13 protein-coding genes are annotated in these 17,513 nt (G+C 69.7%); 5 read left to right on the forward strand and 8 right to left on the reverse strand.

Annotated elements, in window-relative coordinates:
• Together RMT89_RS33125 and RMT89_RS33130 are read right to left on the reverse strand one after the other, a co-directional pair.
• Entirely contained in the window at positions 1 to 1,173 is a 1,173-nt protein-coding gene (locus RMT89_RS33125; protein WP_315887436.1) for a DNA glycosylase AlkZ-like family protein, read from the reverse strand.
• Between the two features lie 77 nt (positions 1,174 to 1,250).
• Positions 1,251 to 1,832 (reverse strand): GNAT family N-acetyltransferase, encoded by a 582-nt coding sequence (locus RMT89_RS33130; protein ID WP_315887437.1) that lies wholly within the window; start codon positions 1,830 to 1,832, stop codon positions 1,251 to 1,253.
• A gap of 266 nt (positions 1,833 to 2,098) precedes the next feature.
• On the opposite strand from RMT89_RS33130, the gene secA reads away from it, so the two are divergent.
• Entirely contained in the window at positions 2,099 to 4,942 is a 2,844-nt protein-coding gene (secA, locus tag RMT89_RS33135) for a preprotein translocase subunit SecA (RefSeq protein WP_315887438.1), read from the forward strand.
• A gap of 103 nt (positions 4,943 to 5,045) precedes the next feature.
• On the opposite strand, the gene RMT89_RS33140 is transcribed toward secA, so the two are convergent.
• Positions 5,046 to 5,615, reverse strand: a complete 570-nt coding sequence (locus tag RMT89_RS33140; protein ID WP_315887439.1) for an Rv3235 family protein — start codon at positions 5,613 to 5,615, stop codon at positions 5,046 to 5,048.
• A 331-nt stretch (positions 5,616 to 5,946) separates the two neighbouring features.
• Here RMT89_RS33140 and RMT89_RS33145 point away from each other — a divergent pair, with 331 nt between their 5' ends.
• Positions 5,947 to 6,462, forward strand: coding sequence for a DUF6912 family protein (locus RMT89_RS33145; RefSeq protein WP_315887440.1), 516 nt, complete (start codon positions 5,947 to 5,949; stop codon positions 6,460 to 6,462).
• Positions 6,463 to 6,541: 79 nt separating this feature from the next.
• Complete coding sequence (locus RMT89_RS33150; protein ID WP_315887441.1) at positions 6,542 to 7,207, forward strand: HAD hydrolase-like protein; 666 nt, start codon at positions 6,542 to 6,544, stop codon at positions 7,205 to 7,207.
• A 56-nt stretch (positions 7,208 to 7,263) separates the two neighbouring features.
• On the opposite strand, the gene RMT89_RS33155 is transcribed toward RMT89_RS33150, so the two are convergent.
• The gene (locus RMT89_RS33155; protein WP_315887442.1) at positions 7,264 to 7,830 is read right to left on the reverse strand and encodes a DJ-1/PfpI family protein; all 567 of its coding nucleotides are present in this window, start codon (positions 7,828 to 7,830) and stop codon (positions 7,264 to 7,266) included.
• 758 nt (positions 7,831 to 8,588) lie between these two features.
• Between RMT89_RS33155 and RMT89_RS33160 the strand changes: the two genes are divergently transcribed.
• On the forward strand, positions 8,589 to 13,523 hold the full coding sequence (locus tag RMT89_RS33160; protein ID WP_315887443.1) for an NAD-glutamate dehydrogenase: 4,935 nt from the start codon (positions 8,589 to 8,591) through the stop codon (positions 13,521 to 13,523).
• Between the two features lie 77 nt (positions 13,524 to 13,600).
• Here RMT89_RS33160 and RMT89_RS33165 read toward each other — a convergent pair whose 3' ends face one another.
• Both RMT89_RS33165 and RMT89_RS33170 read right to left on the reverse strand, forming a co-directional pair.
• Positions 13,601 to 14,431, reverse strand: a complete 831-nt coding sequence (locus RMT89_RS33165) for an ABC transporter ATP-binding protein (RefSeq protein ID WP_315887444.1) — start codon at positions 14,429 to 14,431, stop codon at positions 13,601 to 13,603.
• Positions 14,424 to 15,350 (reverse strand): ABC transporter permease, encoded by a 927-nt coding sequence (locus tag RMT89_RS33170; RefSeq protein WP_315887457.1) that lies wholly within the window; start codon positions 15,348 to 15,350, stop codon positions 14,424 to 14,426. Before RMT89_RS33170 ends, RMT89_RS33165 begins: the two co-directional genes overlap by 8 nt.
• A gap of 174 nt (positions 15,351 to 15,524) precedes the next feature.
• On the opposite strand from RMT89_RS33170, the gene RMT89_RS33175 reads away from it, so the two are divergent.
• Positions 15,525 to 16,151, forward strand: coding sequence for a TetR/AcrR family transcriptional regulator (locus tag RMT89_RS33175; RefSeq protein WP_315887445.1), 627 nt, complete (start codon positions 15,525 to 15,527; stop codon positions 16,149 to 16,151).
• Here RMT89_RS33175 and RMT89_RS33180 read toward each other — a convergent pair.
• Both RMT89_RS33180 and galE read right to left on the reverse strand, forming a co-directional pair.
• On the reverse strand, positions 16,123 to 16,314 hold the full coding sequence (locus RMT89_RS33180; protein WP_399498508.1) for a hypothetical protein: 192 nt from the start codon (positions 16,312 to 16,314) through the stop codon (positions 16,123 to 16,125). The genes RMT89_RS33175 and RMT89_RS33180 overlap by 29 nt on opposite strands.
• Positions 16,315 to 16,466: 152 nt before the next feature.
• Positions 16,467 to 17,447: a UDP-glucose 4-epimerase GalE gene (gene galE, locus RMT89_RS33185; RefSeq protein ID WP_315887446.1), complete on the reverse strand. Its 981-nt coding sequence runs from the start codon at positions 17,445 to 17,447 to the stop codon at positions 16,467 to 16,469.
• Between the last annotated feature and the right edge of the window lie 66 nt (positions 17,448 to 17,513).

Below are 17,513 nucleotides of genomic sequence, written 5' to 3' on the forward strand. Positions count from 1 at the left end.
TCAGCCCAGCAGGCCGGTGAGCGCGCGGGTGAGGGGCTCGCGCAGCTCCGGGGCGTCGACCCGCTCCACGCGTACGTCGGTGCAGTCCACCCAGCTCGCCGCCTCCACCAGGGCCTGGGCCCCCGCCGGGACCGCCTTCGGGCCGTCCAGAGTGACCTGCTTGGCCACCAGCGTGCGTCCCTCGCGGGCCGGGTCCACGCGGCCGACGAGACGGCCGCCGGCCAGGACCGGCATCGCGAAGTAGCCGTGTATGCGCTTCTGCCGGGGGACGTAGGCCTCCAGGCGGTGGGTGAAGCCGAAGATCCGCTCCGTGCGTGCCCGTTCCCAGATCAGGGAGTCGAAGGGGGACAGGAGAGTCGTACGGTGGCGGCCGCGCGCCGGGGTGGCCAGGGCTGCGGGGTCCGCCCAGGCTGGTTTGGCCCAGCCCTCCACCGTGACCGGGACGAGGCCGGAGTCGGTGATCACCGCGTCGACCTGCTCGCCCTTGAGGCGGTGGTAGTCGGCGATGTCCGCGCGGGTGCCGACGCCGAGGGACTGGCCGGCGAGGCGGACCAGGCGGCGCAGGCACTCGGTGTCGTCGAGCTCGTCGCGCAGCAGGGCGTCCGGGATGGCGCGCTCCGCGAGGTCGTAGACGCGCTTCCAGCCGCGGCGCTCCACGCAGACGACCTCGCCGTACATCAGTGCGCGCTCCACGGCGACCTTGGAGCCGGACCAGTCCCACCAGTCGCCGGTCTTCTTCGCGCCGCCCAACTCCGTGGCGGTGAGGGGGCCTTCGGTGGTGAGCTGCTTGATCACCTGGTCGTAGACGCCGTCGGGGAGGTCATGGCCCCAGTGGGGGCGGTTGCGGTACGCGCGGCGGCGGAAGGCGAAGTGGGGCCATTCCTCCACCGGGAGGATGCAGGCGGCGTGTGACCAGTACTCGAAGGCGTGCGTGTCCTTCCAGTAGGCGTGCTCGACTGTCTTGCGGCCTACCGCGCCCAGGCGGGCGTAGGGGATGAGTTCGTGGGAGCGGGCCAGGACCGAGATGGTGTCGAGTTGGACCGCGCCGAGATGACGGAGGATGCCGCGGACGCCGGACCTGCGGTCGGGGGTGCCGAGGAGGCCCTGGGCGCGGAGGGCGATGCGGCGTGCCTCGTCTGCCGAGAGATCGGTGGTGGGGCGCGGGGTCGTCATGGCTCGCACGATAGGGGGTGGGACTGACAGTGGGGGGTGAGCTGGGGGTTTGTGCGCTGCGGCGGAGACGCAGCCGACTACGCCGGCTGGGTTCTTGCCGGCACATACGGTGCCGTCGACGGCAGGCCCAGGTCCGAGGGGAGCAGGGAGCCCACCCAGCAATCCCGGCGTACGCCCTTGTTGTTGATCGCGGAGCGCATCGTGCCTTCGATGGTGAAGCCGGTTCGTTCCGCTACCGCGCGGGATGCTGTGTTGCCGACCTCGGCTCGCCATTCGACTCGGTCGATGCAGGCCGCGGTGAAGGACCAGCGGACGGCGGTCAGGACTGCCTCGGACGTGTAGCCCTTGCCGCGGTGTTCCTTTGCCGTCCAGAACCCGATCTCTGCCACGCCCGGAGCGCGCATGGTCAGGCCGAGCATGCCGATCAGGTCCTCCCCTTCGGGGAGGAAGACGCCGAAGGTGAACATGGTGCCGTCCGCCCAGCCGTCGGGGACCAGTTGTTCGGTGAAGCTTCCGGCGTGTTCGGGGAGGTAGGGCGAGGGCATCGTGGTCCAGCGCAGGATGTCGGGGTCCTGGACGGCGCGATACACGGCGTCGGTGTCGTGCGGGCCGACCGTGCGCAGCAGGAGGCGGTCGGTTCTCAGCGTCACGGGGTCCATCGGCCGATTCTGCTTCGGGGCGGTCGTAGACGCCAGGCATTTGCCGTGCGTGATCGGGTGATCACAATTCGCGTAATTCGTCGGCGCCGTGCGGCACCATCCGCGGCGCCCGTCCGTTGTCCCTTCGAAGAGATGTGAAGCAGTGGACGGTCGCGGCATCGGCAGGCCTCCCGGCGTGGCGGGGTCCTCGCATACGATGGCCGTTGCTCAGTCAAGTCAAATGAAACCGACCGTCCCAGGCCCGACCGGCAAGGAGACCAACCCCCGTGTCCGTCCTCTCGAAGATCATGCGTGCAGGCGAAGGCAAGATCCTGCGCAAGCTGCACCGCATCGCGGACCAGGTCAACTCCATCGAAGAGGACTTCGTCGACCTCTCCGACGCCGAGCTGCGGGCGCTCACCGAGGAGTACAAGCAGCGCTACGCCGATGGTGAGACCCTCGACGACCTGCTCCCCGAGGCGTTCGCCACCGTCCGCGAGGCCGCCAAGCGCGCTCTCGGCCAGCGGCACTACGACGTGCAGATCATGGGTGGCGCCGCCCTCCACCTCGGTTATGTGGCCGAGATGAAGACCGGTGAGGGCAAGACCCTCGTCGGCACGCTGCCCGCGTATCTGAACGCGCTGTCCGGCAAGGGCGTCCACCTCATCACGGTCAACGACTACCTGGCCGAGCGCGACTCCGAGATGATGGGCCGCGTCCACAAGTTCCTGGGCCTGAGCGTCGGTTGCATCCTCGCCAACATGACGCCGGCCCAGCGCCGCGAGCAGTACGCGTGCGACATCACGTACGGCACGAACAACGAGTTCGGCTTCGACTACCTGCGCGACAACATGGCGTGGTCCAAGGACGAGCTCGTCCAGCGCGGCCACAACTTCGCCATCGTCGACGAGGTCGACTCCATCCTCGTCGACGAGGCCCGTACGCCGCTGATCATCTCCGGCCCGGCCGACCAGGCCACCAAGTGGTACGGCGACTTCGCCAAGCTGGTCACCCGCCTGAAGCGGGGCGAGCCCGGCAACCAGCTCAAGGGCATCGAGGAGACCGGCGACTACGAGGTCGACGAGAAGAAGCGCACCGTCGCCATCCACGAGTCCGGTGTCTCCAAGGTCGAGGACTGGCTGGGCATCGACAACCTCTACGAGTCGGTCAACACGCCTCTGGTGGGCTACCTCAACAACGCCATCAAGGCGAAGGAGCTCTTCAAGAGGGACAAGGACTACGTCGTCATGGACGGCGAGGTCATGATCGTCGACGAGCACACCGGCCGTATCCTCGCCGGCCGCCGCTACAACGAGGGCATGCACCAGGCGATCGAGGCGAAGGAAGGGGTGGACATCAAGGACGAGAACCAGACGCTCGCCACGATCACCCTGCAGAACTTCTTCCGCCTCTACAAGCGCCACGACCACGACGGCAAGGAACAGCCCGGTCTGTGCGGCATGACCGGTACGGCGATGACCGAGGCCGCCGAGTTCCACCAGATCTACAAGCTCGGCGTGGTCCCGATCCCGACCAACCGGCCGATGATCCGCAAGGACCAGTCGGACCTGATCTACCGCACCGAGGTCGCGAAGTTCGAGGCGGTCGTCGACGACATCGTCGAGAAGCACGAGAAGGGCCAGCCGATCCTCGTCGGCACGACGTCGGTCGAGAAGTCCGAGTACCTCTCGCAGCAGCTCAGCAAGCGCGGCGTCCAGCACGAGGTGCTGAACGCCAAGCAGCACGACCGTGAGGCGATCATCGTCGCCCAGGCCGGCCGCAAGGGCGCCGTGACCGTGGCCACCAACATGGCCGGCCGTGGTACGGACATCAAGCTCGGCGGCAACCCCGAGGACCTCGCCGAGGCCGAGCTGCGCCAGCGCGGCCTCGACCCCGAGGAGCACATCGAGGAGTGGGCCGCGGCGCTGCCCGCCGCCCTGGAGCGGGCCGAGAAGGCGGTGCAGTCCGAGTTCGAGGAGGTCAAGGAGCTCGGCGGGCTCTACGTCCTCGGCACCGAGCGGCACGAGTCGCGGCGTATCGACAACCAGCTGCGCGGTCGTTCCGGCCGTCAGGGCGACCCGGGCGAGTCCCGCTTCTACCTCTCCCTCGGCGACGACCTGATGCGCCTGTTCAAGGCCCAGATGGTCGAGCGCGTGATGTCTATGGCGAACGTCCCGGACGAGGTGCCGATCGAGAACAAGATGGTCACGCGCGCGATCGCGTCCGCCCAGTCGCAGGTCGAGCAGCAGAACTTCGAGACCCGTAAGAACGTCCTGAAGTACGACGAGGTCCTCAACCGCCAGCGTGAGGTCATCTACGGCGAGCGGCGCCGCGTCCTGGAGGGCGAGGACCTGCACGAGCAGGTCCAGCACTTCATGGACGACACCATCGACGCCTACATCACCGCGGAGACCGCCGAGGGCTTCGCCGAGGAGTGGGACCTGGACCGGCTGTGGGGCGCCTTCAAGCAGCTCTACCCGGTGAAGGTCACCATCGAGGAGCTGGAGGAGGCGGCCGGCGACCGTGCCGGGCTCACCGCCGACTTCATCTCGGAGTCCATCAAGGACGACATCCACGAGCAGTACGCGGCGCGTGAGGCGCAGCTCGGCTCCGAGATCATGCGTGAGCTGGAGCGCCGGGTCGTGCTGTCGGTGCTGGACCGCAAGTGGCGCGAGCACCTCTACGAGATGGACTACCTCCAGGAGGGCATCGGCCTGCGTGCGATGGCCCAGAAGGACCCGCTGGTCGAGTACCAGCGCGAGGGCTTCGACATGTTCACCGCCATGATGGAGGGCATCAAGGAGGAGTCCGTCGGCTACCTGTTCAACCTGGAGGTCCAGGTCGAGCAGCAGGTCGAGGAGGTCCCGGTCGAGGACAAGCCGACGCCGGAGAAGGGCGTGCAGGACGCGGTTCCGGCGCAGGCGGGCGCGCGTCCGGAGATCCGCGCGAAGGGTCTGGACGCTCCGCAGCGGCGGAACCTGCACCTCTCCGCGCCGACCGTGGACGGCGCGGGCGGCACCGTCGAGAGCGACTGGTCCGACGACGGGGAGCCTGTGCGCTCGGAGTCGGACGGCCTCACGCGCGCGGAGCGCCGCAAGCAGGCGCGTGGCGGACGGCGTCGTAAGAAGTAGTTCCGCAGCGCCTGGAAGGGCGTTGTAGCGGCTGTGAGGGCCGGGCACCTCCATGGGGTGCCCGGCCCTTCGGCATGAGGCCCTACGGCCGCCTCAGCGCGCCTCAGTCGTCGAGGGCGCGTGGGCGGGCCGGGCCGCCCAGTTCCACCGCCGTGCAGCGCCAGCGCAGATCCGGGCCCTGTTCCAGGCGGAAGGCCATGGCGCGCAGGCGGTCGCCGGCGCCGATGCGGGCGAAGGCCTCGATGGCGCCGGGGGAGGGGACGTAGTAGCCGATGTCGCGGACCACCGGGCGGGTGCCGCGGGTGGTGCGCAGGGGGCCGCGTTCGGCGAGCCAGGCCAGGTCGTCGTAGGCGCGGCCGGCGGTGTGGCGGAGCATGCAGTGGACGGGGCGTTGTCCGCTGAGGACGGCGAGGAGGCGGTCCGCGAAGACGTCGGTGGGGCGGGGCTGGGGGACGGCGGGCGCGATCGGGCGGCGGGGCGTCTGGGGCGGTACGGCGGGCGCGGCCTCGGTGCTTCTCGTGTTCGTGGGGCTCGTTGCCGCCGGTGGGCGGTTGTCGCGGGGCCTGCCCCCGGCCGGGGTGCGGGGTGGCGTGCCGCCCGGGCGGCGGGGGTCGCGGCGGCCCGGCGGGCGGGCGCCGGGGTGGTTCTTCGCCCTCGTCATGACCTTGTTCATGGGTGCCCCCGGTGGGTCGGCCCGGGATCTATACCGGGCGGTAACTTTGTGGTTGGGGATCTTGTACGGGGCGCGGGCGGCGAGCATCAAGTGCGGGCGGGGGCGGGTCGGGGGCCCGGAATCTTCACCTATCCGGATGACCTGGGGGGTCCCCGGCGCCGGGACGGCGGGGGTGTGCCGGGTGAGTTTCCGGACGTGAGTGGACGGCCGCAGGAGCGCGGGTGGGGCCTCGAAAGGGGACGGCCGCACGTATCCTGAAGGCCCTTCGGGAGGTGCGGGACCGCCCTCTCCGGGACTGTTGCGGAGCCTCCGACCACGAAAGCGGCCAGCCATGCGCGTCTACGTCCCCCTGACCCTTCCTGGTCTCGCCGAGGCGTACAAGACGGGCGAACTGGGGAGCGGGCCGCTGCTCGCCTACGCCGTCACGCCCGCGTTGCGCGAGTGGTATCTCTCGGACGACATCGAGGAGCTGGAGTACGCGGCGCTGAACCGGGCGGCGGTGGCGTCGCTGCGGTTGCTGGCGGCGGATTCCGGGGCCGTGCGACGGCGGGTGGTCGTCGCGGTCGACGTGCCCGACGGGGCGGCGGCGGCCGATCCCGACCGGGGGCTGGATCCCGCGGCGCTCGGTGAGGTGCGGGTCGCTGGGGCGGTGCCGCTCGGGAAGGCGGCGTCCGTGCATGTCGACGGTGGCGACGCGGAGGCGGATGTGGCCGCCGCGGTGGAGGCGCTGGAGGCGGCGGACGGCGGGGACGACGACGCGCAGTTCGTCGTGGACGGGGCCGAGGACCATGAGCTGCTGTGGTACGCGACCCAGGAGATCCCGAATCTGGTGGGGCTCGGGGGATGAGGGTGGCGCGCTGCTCGCGGTTTCCCCGCCTTGACCTGCGTCTCTCTTGATTGTCAGTGGCGGCGGGTACGTTTTTGGCATGGGGAAGCGAGTAGGGGCGCACATCGTCTGGGACTGGAACGGGACGCTGTTCCACGACAACGACGCGATCATCGGGGCCACGAACGCGGCGTTCGCCGAGCTGGGGCTTGAGCCGATCACGATGGAGCAGTACCGGGCGCTGTACTGCGTGCCGGTGCCGAAGTTCTATGAGCGGCTGCTGGGACGGTTGCCCACCGATGCCGAGTGGGAGGTCATGGACGCGACCTTTCATCGGTACTACACCGAGCACCGGGTGCGGTGCGGGCTGACCGAGGGGGTGACCGAGCTGCTCGCCGACTGGGGGGCGGCCGGGCGCAGTCAGTCGATCCTGAGCATGTACGGGCATGACGAACTGGTGCCGTTGGTGCGGGGGTTCGGGATCGAGGCGCACTTCATACGGGTGGACGGCCGGACCGGGCCCTCCGGGGGGAGCAAGGCCGAGCACATGGTGCGGCATCTCGGGGCGCTGGGCGGGGTGGATCCGTGGCGGACCGTGGTGATCGGAGACGCGGCCGATGACGCGGTGGCGGCGCTGCATGTGGGGGCGCGGGCCGTGTTGTACACCGGGGGGTCGCACAGCCGGGCCAGTCTGGAGGGGGTGGGGGTTCCGGTGGTGGACACCCTGGACGAGGCGGTCGCGGAGGCGGAGCGGTTGGCGGCGTAGGCGGCCGGCCGCCGCTGCGACGCGACTGTCCGCAGCGGCGGTGTGCGGTGGACTCGTTACGTCACCGGAGCCTTCGCTCGCAGCACCGTCAGGAATTCCCGCATCCAGCCGCTGTGGTCCGGCCAGGCTCGGGAGCTGACGAGGGTGCCGTCGACCACCGCTTCGGCGTCCTGGAAGATCGCGCCGGCTGACTGCATGTCGAGTTCGAGGGCGGGGTACGCCGTGACCCGGCGGCCCCGTAGGCCGTCGATGGCGGCCGTGAGCAGGGGGCCGTGGCAGATCTGGGCGATCGGTTTGTCGGCGTCGATGAAGGACTTCAGGATCTTGCGGAGTTCCGGGTCGTTGCGGAGGTACTCGGGGGCCCGGCCGCCGGGGATGACCACGGCGGCGTACTCGCCGGGGTCCACCTCGGAGAAGGCCAGGTCGGCGGGCCAGCTGTAGCCGGGCTTCTCCGTGTACGTGTCGAAACCGGGTTCGAAGTCATGGACGACGAACTGCAGCTTCTTGCGGGCGGGGGCGGCGATGTGGACGTCGTAGCCCTCCTCGCGCAGGCGCTGGTAGGGGTACAGGACCTCCAGTGACTCCGCTGCGTCGCCGGTGACGATGAGGATTTTCGCTGTCATGTCGGTGCGCTCCCCTTTTTCGGGATGGCGTCCCGCCGGGTGGTGTAGCCGATCAACGGACCGGAACTCGCAGGTCACGCCGGGTACTTCGACCGGCTGAGGCACTCCCCGCGCCTGACCGGGCCACTTCGCGTGCCGCGCCAACGGAGAGATCATCGCGAGCCAGGTACCGGAAGGCGAAGCGCATGATCGCTTACACCACCTCGCGGGACGCGACCTTTTTCGGCCGTGGACCGCGACTTCGTCGGGCTCTCTGGCAACGTGCCTCGGTTGGTCGGGCTTGCCAAGAGGGCCCGCACCGCGCGAATACGCCACCCCCCACACCTCCGCCCCTGTGCAGAACGTCAAACTTCCACCCCCGGTTTTGTACACATACGGCTCATGACGGGCCCCCGGTAATCAGCGATAGCCTTGTGGCGTGATCAGCGCGATAGCTCGCGGGGGCACTGCCGCCCCTGCCCTGCGCCCGGTGAGCACGGATGACATCCGTGGCCGGGTGGTGGTCGCTGGTCTTCGCGGGCGGGGTGGGGACGAGAGAGTTCCCACGGCGGCGCCCAACCCCTCGGTGACGGCGCTGCGGAGAGCAGTGTCACACCCGGCGGTCGCGCCGATTTTGGCTGATATCCCCCCGCTCATCTCACCTCGCGGCATAGCGTCGAAGCAGACCGGACACCCCGCGTCGCGACGTTACGTCGGAGGAGACGAGACCGTACTTCCTTCTACGTCACGCAACGGCGCGCGACAGGAGCCAGAGGACAATGCAGACCAAGCTGGACGAAGCAAAGGCCGAGCTGCTCGAACGGGCCGCCCGGGTAGCTGAGAACAGCCCGGTCGGGGGGCACCTACCGACTGGGATCACGGGCGAGAGCACCCCGGACCGGGACACCGTGCTCTCGTTCCTCCAGCGCTACTACCTGCACACCGCCCCGGAGGACCTCACCGACCGCGACCCGGTCGATGTCTTCGGAGCCGCCTTCTCGCACTACCGGCTGGCCGAGACCCGTCCGCAGGGCACGGCCAATGTGCGGGTCCACACACCCACCGTCGAAGAGAACGGCTGGACCTGCAGCCACTCCGTCGTCGAGGTCGTCACCGACGACATGCCCTTCCTGGTCGACTCGGTCACCAACGAGCTGACCCGTCAGGGACGCGGCATCCATGTCGTCATCCACCCCCAGGTCGTCGTCCGCCGCGATGTCACCGGCAAGCTCGTCGAGGTGCTCGCCACCCCTCCGGCCGCCGGTGAGCGCCCGCACGACGCGCACACCGAGTCCTGGATCCACGTAGAGATCGACCGCGAGACCGACCGCGCCGACCTGAAGCAGATCACCGCCGATCTGCTGCGCGTCCTGTCCGACGTCCGCGAGGCCGTCGAGGACTGGGAGAAGATGCGCGACGCCTCGATCCGGCTCTCCGAGAGCCTCGGCGAGGAGCATGTCCCCGGCGATCTGCCGGGACCGGAGGTCGAGGAGGCCCGCGAACTGCTCCAGTGGCTGGCCGCCGACCACTTCACCTTCCTCGGCTACCGCGAGTACGAGCTGCGCGACGACGACTCGCTCGCCGCCGTCCCCGGCACCGGGCTCGGCATCCTGCGCTCCGACCCGCACCACGCCGGTGAGGACGCCCACCCCGTCAGCCCCTCCTTCGAGCGGCTGCCCGCCGACGCCCGCGCCAAGGCCCGCGAGCACAAGCTGCTGGTGCTCACCAAGGCCAACAGCCGCGCCACCGTCCACCGGCCGTCGTATCTGGACTACATCGGCGTCAAGAAGTTCGACGCCGAGGGCAATGTCGTCGGTGAGCGACGCTTCCTCGGCCTCTTCTCCTCCGCCGCGTACACCGAGTCCGTCCGCCGCGTCCCCGTCATCCGCCGCAAGGTCGCCGACGTCCTCAAGCGCGCCGGGTTCTCGCCCAACAGCCACGACGGGCGCGACCTGCTCCAGATCCTGGAGACCTACCCGCGCGACGAGCTCTTCCAGACGCCCGTCGACGAGCTCCAGTCGATCGTCACCAGCGTGCTGTACCTCCAGGAGCGCCGGCGCCTGCGCCTCTACCTGCGCCAGGACGAGTACGGCCGCTACTACTCCGCCCTCGTCTACCTGCCCCGGGACCGCTACACCACCGGCGTCCGGCTGCGGATCATCGACATCCTCAAGGAGGAGCTCGGCGGTATCAGCGTCGACTTCACCGCCTGGAACACCGAGTCGATCCTGTCCCGGCTGCACTTCGTGGTCCGTGTCCCGCCGGGCACCGAGCTGCCGCAGCTCAGCGACCTGGACAAGGAGCGCATCGAGGCCCGCCTGGTCGAGGCCGCGCGCTCCTGGGCCGACGGCTTCGCCGAGGCGATGAACGCCGAGCTCGGCGAGGAGCGGGCCGCGGAGCTGCTGCGCCGCTACAGCAACGCCTTCCCCGAGGGCTACAAGGCCGACCACACCCCGCGCGCCGCGGTCGCCGACCTCGTCCACCTCGAAGCGCTCGGCGAGGAGAAGAACTTCGCGCTCAGCCTGTACGAGCCGGTCGGCGCCGCCCCCGAGGAGCGCCGCTTCAAGATCTACCGCAAGGGCGCGGCCATCTCCCTGTCCGCCGTCCTGCCGGTGCTCAGCCGGCTCGGCGTGGAGGTCGTCGACGAGCGGCCCTACGAGCTGCGCTGCTCGGACCGTTCCGTCGCCTGGATCTACGACTTCGGCCTGCGCATGCCGCAGTTCGGCACCGGCGGTGTCGACTACCTCGGCGACGACGCCCGCGAGCGCGTCCAGGAGGCCTTCGCGGCCACCTGGACCGGCCAGGCCGAGAACGACGGCTTCAACGCCCTGGTGCTGAGCGCCGGTCTTACCTGGCGGCAGGCCATGGTCCTGAGGGCCTACGCGAAGTACCTGCGGCAGGCCGGGTCCACCTTCTCGCAGGACTACATGGAGGACACCCTCCGCAACAACGTCCACACCACCCGGCTGCTGGTCTCCCTGTTCGAGGCGCGGATGTCCCCGGACCGCCAGCGCGCCGGGCACGAGATCGTGGACGCCCTGCTCGAAGAGGTCGACGCGGCCCTGGACCAGGTGGCGAGTCTCGACGAGGACCGCATCCTGCGCTCCTTCCTGACCGTCATCAAGGCGACCCTGCGCACCAACTTCTTCCAGGAGGCCGCGGGCGGCGCCCCGCACGAGTACGTCTCCATGAAGTTCGACCCGCAGGCCATCCCGGACCTGCCGGCGCCGCGTCCGGCGTACGAGATCTGGGTGTACTCGCCGCGGGTCGAGGGTGTGCACCTCAGGTTCGGCAAGGTCGCGCGTGGTGGTCTGCGCTGGTCCGACCGGCGTGAGGACTTCCGGACCGAGATCCTCGGTCTGGTGAAGGCGCAGATGGTGAAGAACACCGTCATCGTGCCGGTCGGCGCGAAGGGCGGATTCGTCGCCAAGCAGCTGCCGGATCCGTCCGTGGACCGGGACGCGTGGCTCGCCGAGGGCATCGCCAGCTACAAGACGTTCATCTCGGCGCTGCTCGACATCACCGACAACATGGTCGCCGGCGAGGTCGTGCCGCCCGCCGACGTCGTCCGGCACGACGAGGACGACACCTACCTGGTGGTCGCCGCCGACAAGGGCACCGCGACCTTCTCCGACATCGCCAACCAGGTCGCCGAGCAGTACAACTTCTGGCTCGGTGACGCCTTCGCCTCCGGCGGCTCGGCCGGTTACGACCACAAGGGCATGGGCATCACCGCCCGCGGCGCCTGGGAGTCCGTCAAGCGGCACTTCCGCGAGCTGGACGTGGACACCCAGACCGAGGACTTCACGGTCGTCGGCATCGGCGACATGTCCGGTGACGTGTTCGGCAACGGCATGCTGCTCAGCGAGCACATCCGGCTGGTCGCGGCCTTCGACCACCGGCACATCTTCATCGACCCGAACCCGGACGCGGCCACCTCGTACGCCGAGCGCCGCCGTATGTTCGAGCTGCCGCGCTCCAGCTGGGCCGAGTACGACACCGACCTGATCTCGGCCGGCGGCGGTGTCTTCCCGCGTACCGCCAAGGCGATCCCGGTCAACGCCCACATCCGCGAGGCCCTCGGCATCGAGGGCAAGGTGTCCAAGATGACGCCCGCCGAGCTGATGAAGGCGATTCTGAAGGCGCCGGTGGACCTGCTGTGGAACGGCGGCATCGGTACGTACGTCAAGGCGTCCACCGAGTCGAACGCGGACGTCGGCGACAAGGCCAATGACGCCATCCGCGTCGACGGCGCCGACCTGCGGGTCAAGGTCGTCGGCGAGGGCGGCAACCTGGGGCTGACCCAGCTCGGCCGGATCGAGTTCGCCAGGCACGGCGGCAAGATCAACACCGATGCCATCGACAACAGCGCGGGCGTGGACACCTCCGACCACGAGGTGAACATCAAGATCCTGCTCAACAGCCTGGTCACCGACGGCGACATGACCGTCAAGCAGCGCAACAAGCTGCTCGCGGAGATGACCGACGAGGTCGGCCGGCTGGTCCTGCGCAACAACTACGCGCAGAACACGGCCATCGCCAACGCGCTCGCCCAGTCCAAGGACATGCTCCACGCCCAGCAGCGCTACATGCGCCACCTGGTGCGCGCAGGTCTGCTCGACCGAGCCCTGGAGTTCCTGCCCACCGACCGCCAGATCCGCGAACGGCTCGGCACGGGAGACGGTCTGACCGGCCCGGAGACGGCCGTCCTGCTGGCGTACACGAAGATCACGGTCGCCGAGGAGCTGCTGCACACCTCGCTCCCCGACGACCCCTATCTGCGCGGGCTGCTGGAGGCGTACTTCCCCTCCGCGCTGCGCGAGCAGTTCCCCGAACACATCGACAGCCACCCGCTGCGCCGTGAGATCACCACGACCGTGCTGGTCAACGACACGGTCAACACCGGTGGTACGACGTATCTGCACCGGCTGCGCGAGGAGACCGGGGCCTCGCTCGAGGAGATCGTCCGGGCGCAGACCGCGGCCCGCGCGATCTTCCGCTCGGCGCCCGTGTGGGACGCGGTCGAGGCCCTGGACAACCAGGTCGAGGCCGCCGTACTGACCAGGATCCGGCTGCACTCGCGCCGGCTCGTGGAGCGCGGCACGCGCTGGCTGCTCAACAACCGGCCCCAGCCGCTCCAGCTCACCGAGACCGTCGACTTCTACGGCGAGCGGGTCGAGCAGGTCTGGCAGCAGCTGCCGAAGCTGCTGCGCGGCGCGGACCTGGAGTGGTACCAGCAGATCTACGACGAGCTGTCCGCGGCCGGTGTCACGGACGAACTCGCCACCCGGGTGGCAGGGTTCTCCTCCGCCTTCCCGGCGCTCGACATCGTCTCGGTGGCCGACCGCATGGGCAGGGAGCCGCTGGATGTCGCCGAGGTCTACTACGACCTCGCCGACCGGCTGCGGATCACCCAGCTCATGGACCGCATCATCGAGCTGCCCCGCAACGACCGCTGGCAGTCCATGGCCCGCGCCTCCATCCGCGAGGACCTCTACGCCGCCCACGCGGCGCTGACCTCGGACGTCCTCGCGGTCGGCAACGGCTCCTCCACCCCCGAGCAGCGCTTCAAGGCGTGGGAGGAGAAGAACGCGGCGATCCTCGGCCGGGCGCGCACCACCCTGGAGGAGATCCAGGGCTCGGAGACGTTCGACCTCGCCAACCTGTCGGTGGCGATGCGGACGATGCGCACGCTCCTGCGGACGCATTCGTAGGCGGTACGACGGCGAAGGGCGCCCCGAGCCGGCACGGCCCGGGGTGCCCTTCGTTCTCTTAGGAGCTCTCGTAGGAGCTAGGCGGGCTGGGTCACCTTCGGCTTGGGCTTGGCCTTGGGCCTCTTGTCGCCGGTGAAGGCCTCGTACTCCTTCAGGACGTCCTCGGTCGGGCCGTCCATGCGCAGTTCGCCGCGCTCCAGCCACAGCACGCGGTCGCAGGTGTCGCGGATCGACTTGTTGTTGTGGCTGACCAGGAACACCGTGCCCGCGTGCTTGCGCAGTTCGCGGATGCGCTGCTCGGAGCGCCTCTGGAAGGCGCGGTCGCCGGTGGCGAGGGCCTCGTCGATGAGCAGGACGTCATGGTCCTTGGCGGCGGCGATGGAGAAGCGGAGCCGGGCGCCCATGCCGGAGGAGTAGGTGCGCATGGGCAGGGTGATGAAGTCGCCCTTCTCGTTGATGCCGGAGAAGTCGACGATCTCCTGGTACCGCTCCTTGATCTGCTCGCGGGACATGCCCATGGCGAGGCCGCCGAGGTAGACGTTGCGCTCGCCGGTCAGGTCGCCCATCAGGGCCGCGTTCACGCCGAGCAGGGAGGGCTGGCCGTCGGTGTAGATGGCGCCGCTCTCCACCGGCAGCAGGCCCGCGACCGCCTTGAGCAGGGTCGACTTGCCCGAGCCGTTGGTGCCGATGAGCCCGATGGCCTCGCCCTTGTAGGCGACGAAGGACACCTTCTTCACGGCGTGCACCTTGCGCACGCCGGACGCCTTCTCGGTCTGCTTGCGCCGCAGGATGCGGTTGAGGGCGGCGGTGGCGGAGCCGCGGCCCGCGCCGGTGCCGTTGACGCGGTAGACGATGTCGACGCGGTCCGCGATGACGGTGGGGGTCTGGTCGTTCAGGTGCTCAGCCACGGCCGTACGTCTCCTCAGCCTTCCAGAAGTAGATGAAACCGCCGACCCCGGCGAGCAGCGCCCAGCCGGTGGCGAGCGCCCACACGTGCGGGGGCAGCTGGCTCCCGTGGAAGCTGTCGATCAGGGCGAAGCGCATCAGGTCGATGTAGACGGCGGGCGGATTGGCCTGGAGCACCGGGCCCACCCAGGCCGGCCAGTCGCCGTGCTTGGCCAGCAGGCGGTCGATGCTCCACATCACACCCGAGGTGTACATCCAGGTGCGCAGCACGAACGGCATCAGCTGGGCGATGTCGGGGGTCTTCGCGCCCACCCGGGCCATGATCAGCGAGACGCCGGCGTTGAAGGTGAACTGGAGCACCAGGGCCGGAACGGCGAGCAGCCAGGAGGCGGCGACGGGCACGCCGAAGGCGAGCAGGATGACGACCAGGGCGAGCATCGAGAACAGCAGCTGCTGGAGCTGCTGGAGGCAGAACGAGATCGGCAGCGCGGCCCGGGGGAAGTGCAGGGCGCGGACGAGGCCGAGGTTGCCGGAGATCGCGCGGGTGCCCGAGAGGATCGAGCTCTGGGTGAAGGTCCAGATGAACACGCCCGTGACCAGGAACGGGACGTAGTCCGGCACACCGTCCTTGGTGCCCAGCAGCACGCCGAAGATCAGGAAGTAGACGGCCGCGTTCAGCAGCGGGTTCATCACCTGCCAGAGCTGGCCGAGCTTCGCCTGGCTGTACTGGGCGGTCAGCTTGGCCGTGGAGAACGCGGCGATGAAGTGGCGCCGGTCCCACAGCCGGCGGACGTACTCGGGCAGGGAGGGGCGGGCACCACTGACCGAGAGGCCGTGGCGGGCGGCGAGGGCCGCGGGGTCGACGTCGGTGTCGGGTGGGGCCGTCGTCGTCGGGGGCGGTGTGTCGAGGACCTGGCTCACATCCGCTGCTTTCGCTCGGGGGGTGGGGGTGCGCGGTCCCGGCGCCCGGCGTTCGCTCACCGGACTCCTGATGTTCGCTTACGTCGGGACGGGACCGTATCGTCGCAACGCGAGCCTAGGCCGATTTGACGTCGGAACGCAACCGTTTCGTCGTAACGCCCTATGCTGGTCGGCATGACGACGAACGCCGACGGACCCCAGCCGCGTCCGCGCCGCCGGGCCCCTGCGGGGGCGGCCGTGCTGCGGGCGGACGTGACGGAAGCGATCCGGGCGGCCGTGTTCGAGGAGCTCGCCGCCGTCGGATACGCGCGGATGTCCATCGAGGGGATCGCGCGGCGGGCGGGTGTCGGGAAGACGGCGGTGTACCGGCGGTGGCGGTCGAAGCTGCACCTGGTGCTGGACGTGGTGTCCGCGCTGGCCGTGCAGGGGCTGCCGATGCCGGACACCGGGTCGTTGGAGGGGGATCTGCGGCTGCTGTACGAGGTGACCTCGCGGGCGCTGCGGCACCCCGTCGCTTCGCAGATCATCCCGGACCTTCAGGCGGAGGCCGCGCGTAATCCCGAGATCGCCGAGGCCATGCAGAAGGCGTTGCGGGAGGGGCAGGACGGGGTCGCCAGCGGGATCGTGGCGGCTGCGGAGCGGCGGGGGGAGGTCCGGGAGGGGGTCGACCACGATCTCGCGCTGGACCTGATCTCCGGGCCGCTGTACTGGCGCGCGGTGGTGATCCGGAGCCCGAAGCCGCCGAAGGGGTATCTGGCGTCGCTGGCCCGGGCTACGGCGGGGGCGCTGAGGGCGTTGTGAGCAGTGCGCGGGTCAGCCTCGCCAACTCCTCCGCGTCCAGCATCCGTTCGCCGAACCCCGGCAGCGGTACGTGCAGCAGTTCCGTCCAGCGTTTCGGTACGGCGCTGATGCCGTACACCGCTCCCGCCGGCCCCGGCAGCGGTACGGGCGCCGGCGGCGACAACCCGTTGACGCCACCCGGATCAGCTCATGGAAGATCGCCGTCCGCTCCCACGCCGCCCTGTCTCCATGGGCCGAACTCGAAGGGCGCCCCCAAGGCGTCACCCACCGCTGAGCCGATGACCGCGCCGGTCGCAGAGCGAGTATCCCCGCAGGCTAGTCGCGCGCCGCTGCCGGATACAGGCGCACCCAGCCGTCCCAGGCCGACGTGATCATGTCCTGGACGTCGTGCTTGGCCTTCCAGCCGAGCTCGGTGGCCGCTCGGTCGGAGGAGGCGACCACACGGGCCGGGTCACCGGGGCGGCGCGGGGTGGTCGTCGGGGGGCGGTCGTAGCCGGTGATGGCGTTGATCCGGTCGATCATCTCGCGGACCGATACGCCTTCCCCCCGGCCGATGTTCAGGGTCAGGTTCCTGCCCGGGGACGACTGAAGCGCCCGCGCCGCCGCCACGTGCGCCTCCGCCAGGTCGACCACGTGGATGTAGTCCCGTACGCAGGTGCCGTCCGGCGTCGGGTAGTCGTCGCCGAAGATGCGTGGGGGTTCGTTCTCCGTGAGCTTCTCGAAGACCATCGGGATGAGGTTGAAGACGCCCACGTCGGCCAGTTCCGGGGCCGCCGAGCCCGCCACGTTGAAGTAGCGGAGCGATGCCGTCGACAGGCCCGTCGCCCTCGCCGTCGCCCTCACCAGCCACTCGCCCGCCAGCTTGGTCTCGCCGTAGGGGGACAGCGGGGCGCACGGTGTCTCCTCGGTGACCAGCTCCACGTCCGGCATGCCGTAGACCGCCGCCGAGGAGGAGAACACGAAGGAGGGAACGCCGGCCGAGGTCACCGCCTCCAGCAGGACGCGCAGGCCCTCCACGTTCTCCCGGTAGTAGCGCAGCGGCTGCTCCACCGACTCGCCGACCTGTTTCTTCGCCGCCAGGTGCACGACTCCGGTGATCTCGTGGTCCACGAGGGCGCGGCTCACATGCTCGGCGTCCAGGGTGGAGCCCACGACCAGCGGGACGTCATCGGGGACACGCTCGGAGATGCCGGTGGACAGATCGTCGTAGACGACGGTCCGCTCGCCCGCCTCGGACATCGCCCGTACGACATGCGCCCCGATGTATCCGGCACCGCCGGTGATCAGCCAGGTCATGTGTGGCCGTCCCCTCGTCAGTTGGCCCGTGCGTGGAGCATAACCACTCCGATTTGCCGTCAATGA

Source organism: Streptomyces sp. P17, from assembly GCF_032436805.1.
Taxonomy (GTDB): Bacteria; Actinomycetota; Actinomycetes; order Streptomycetales; family Streptomycetaceae; genus Streptomyces.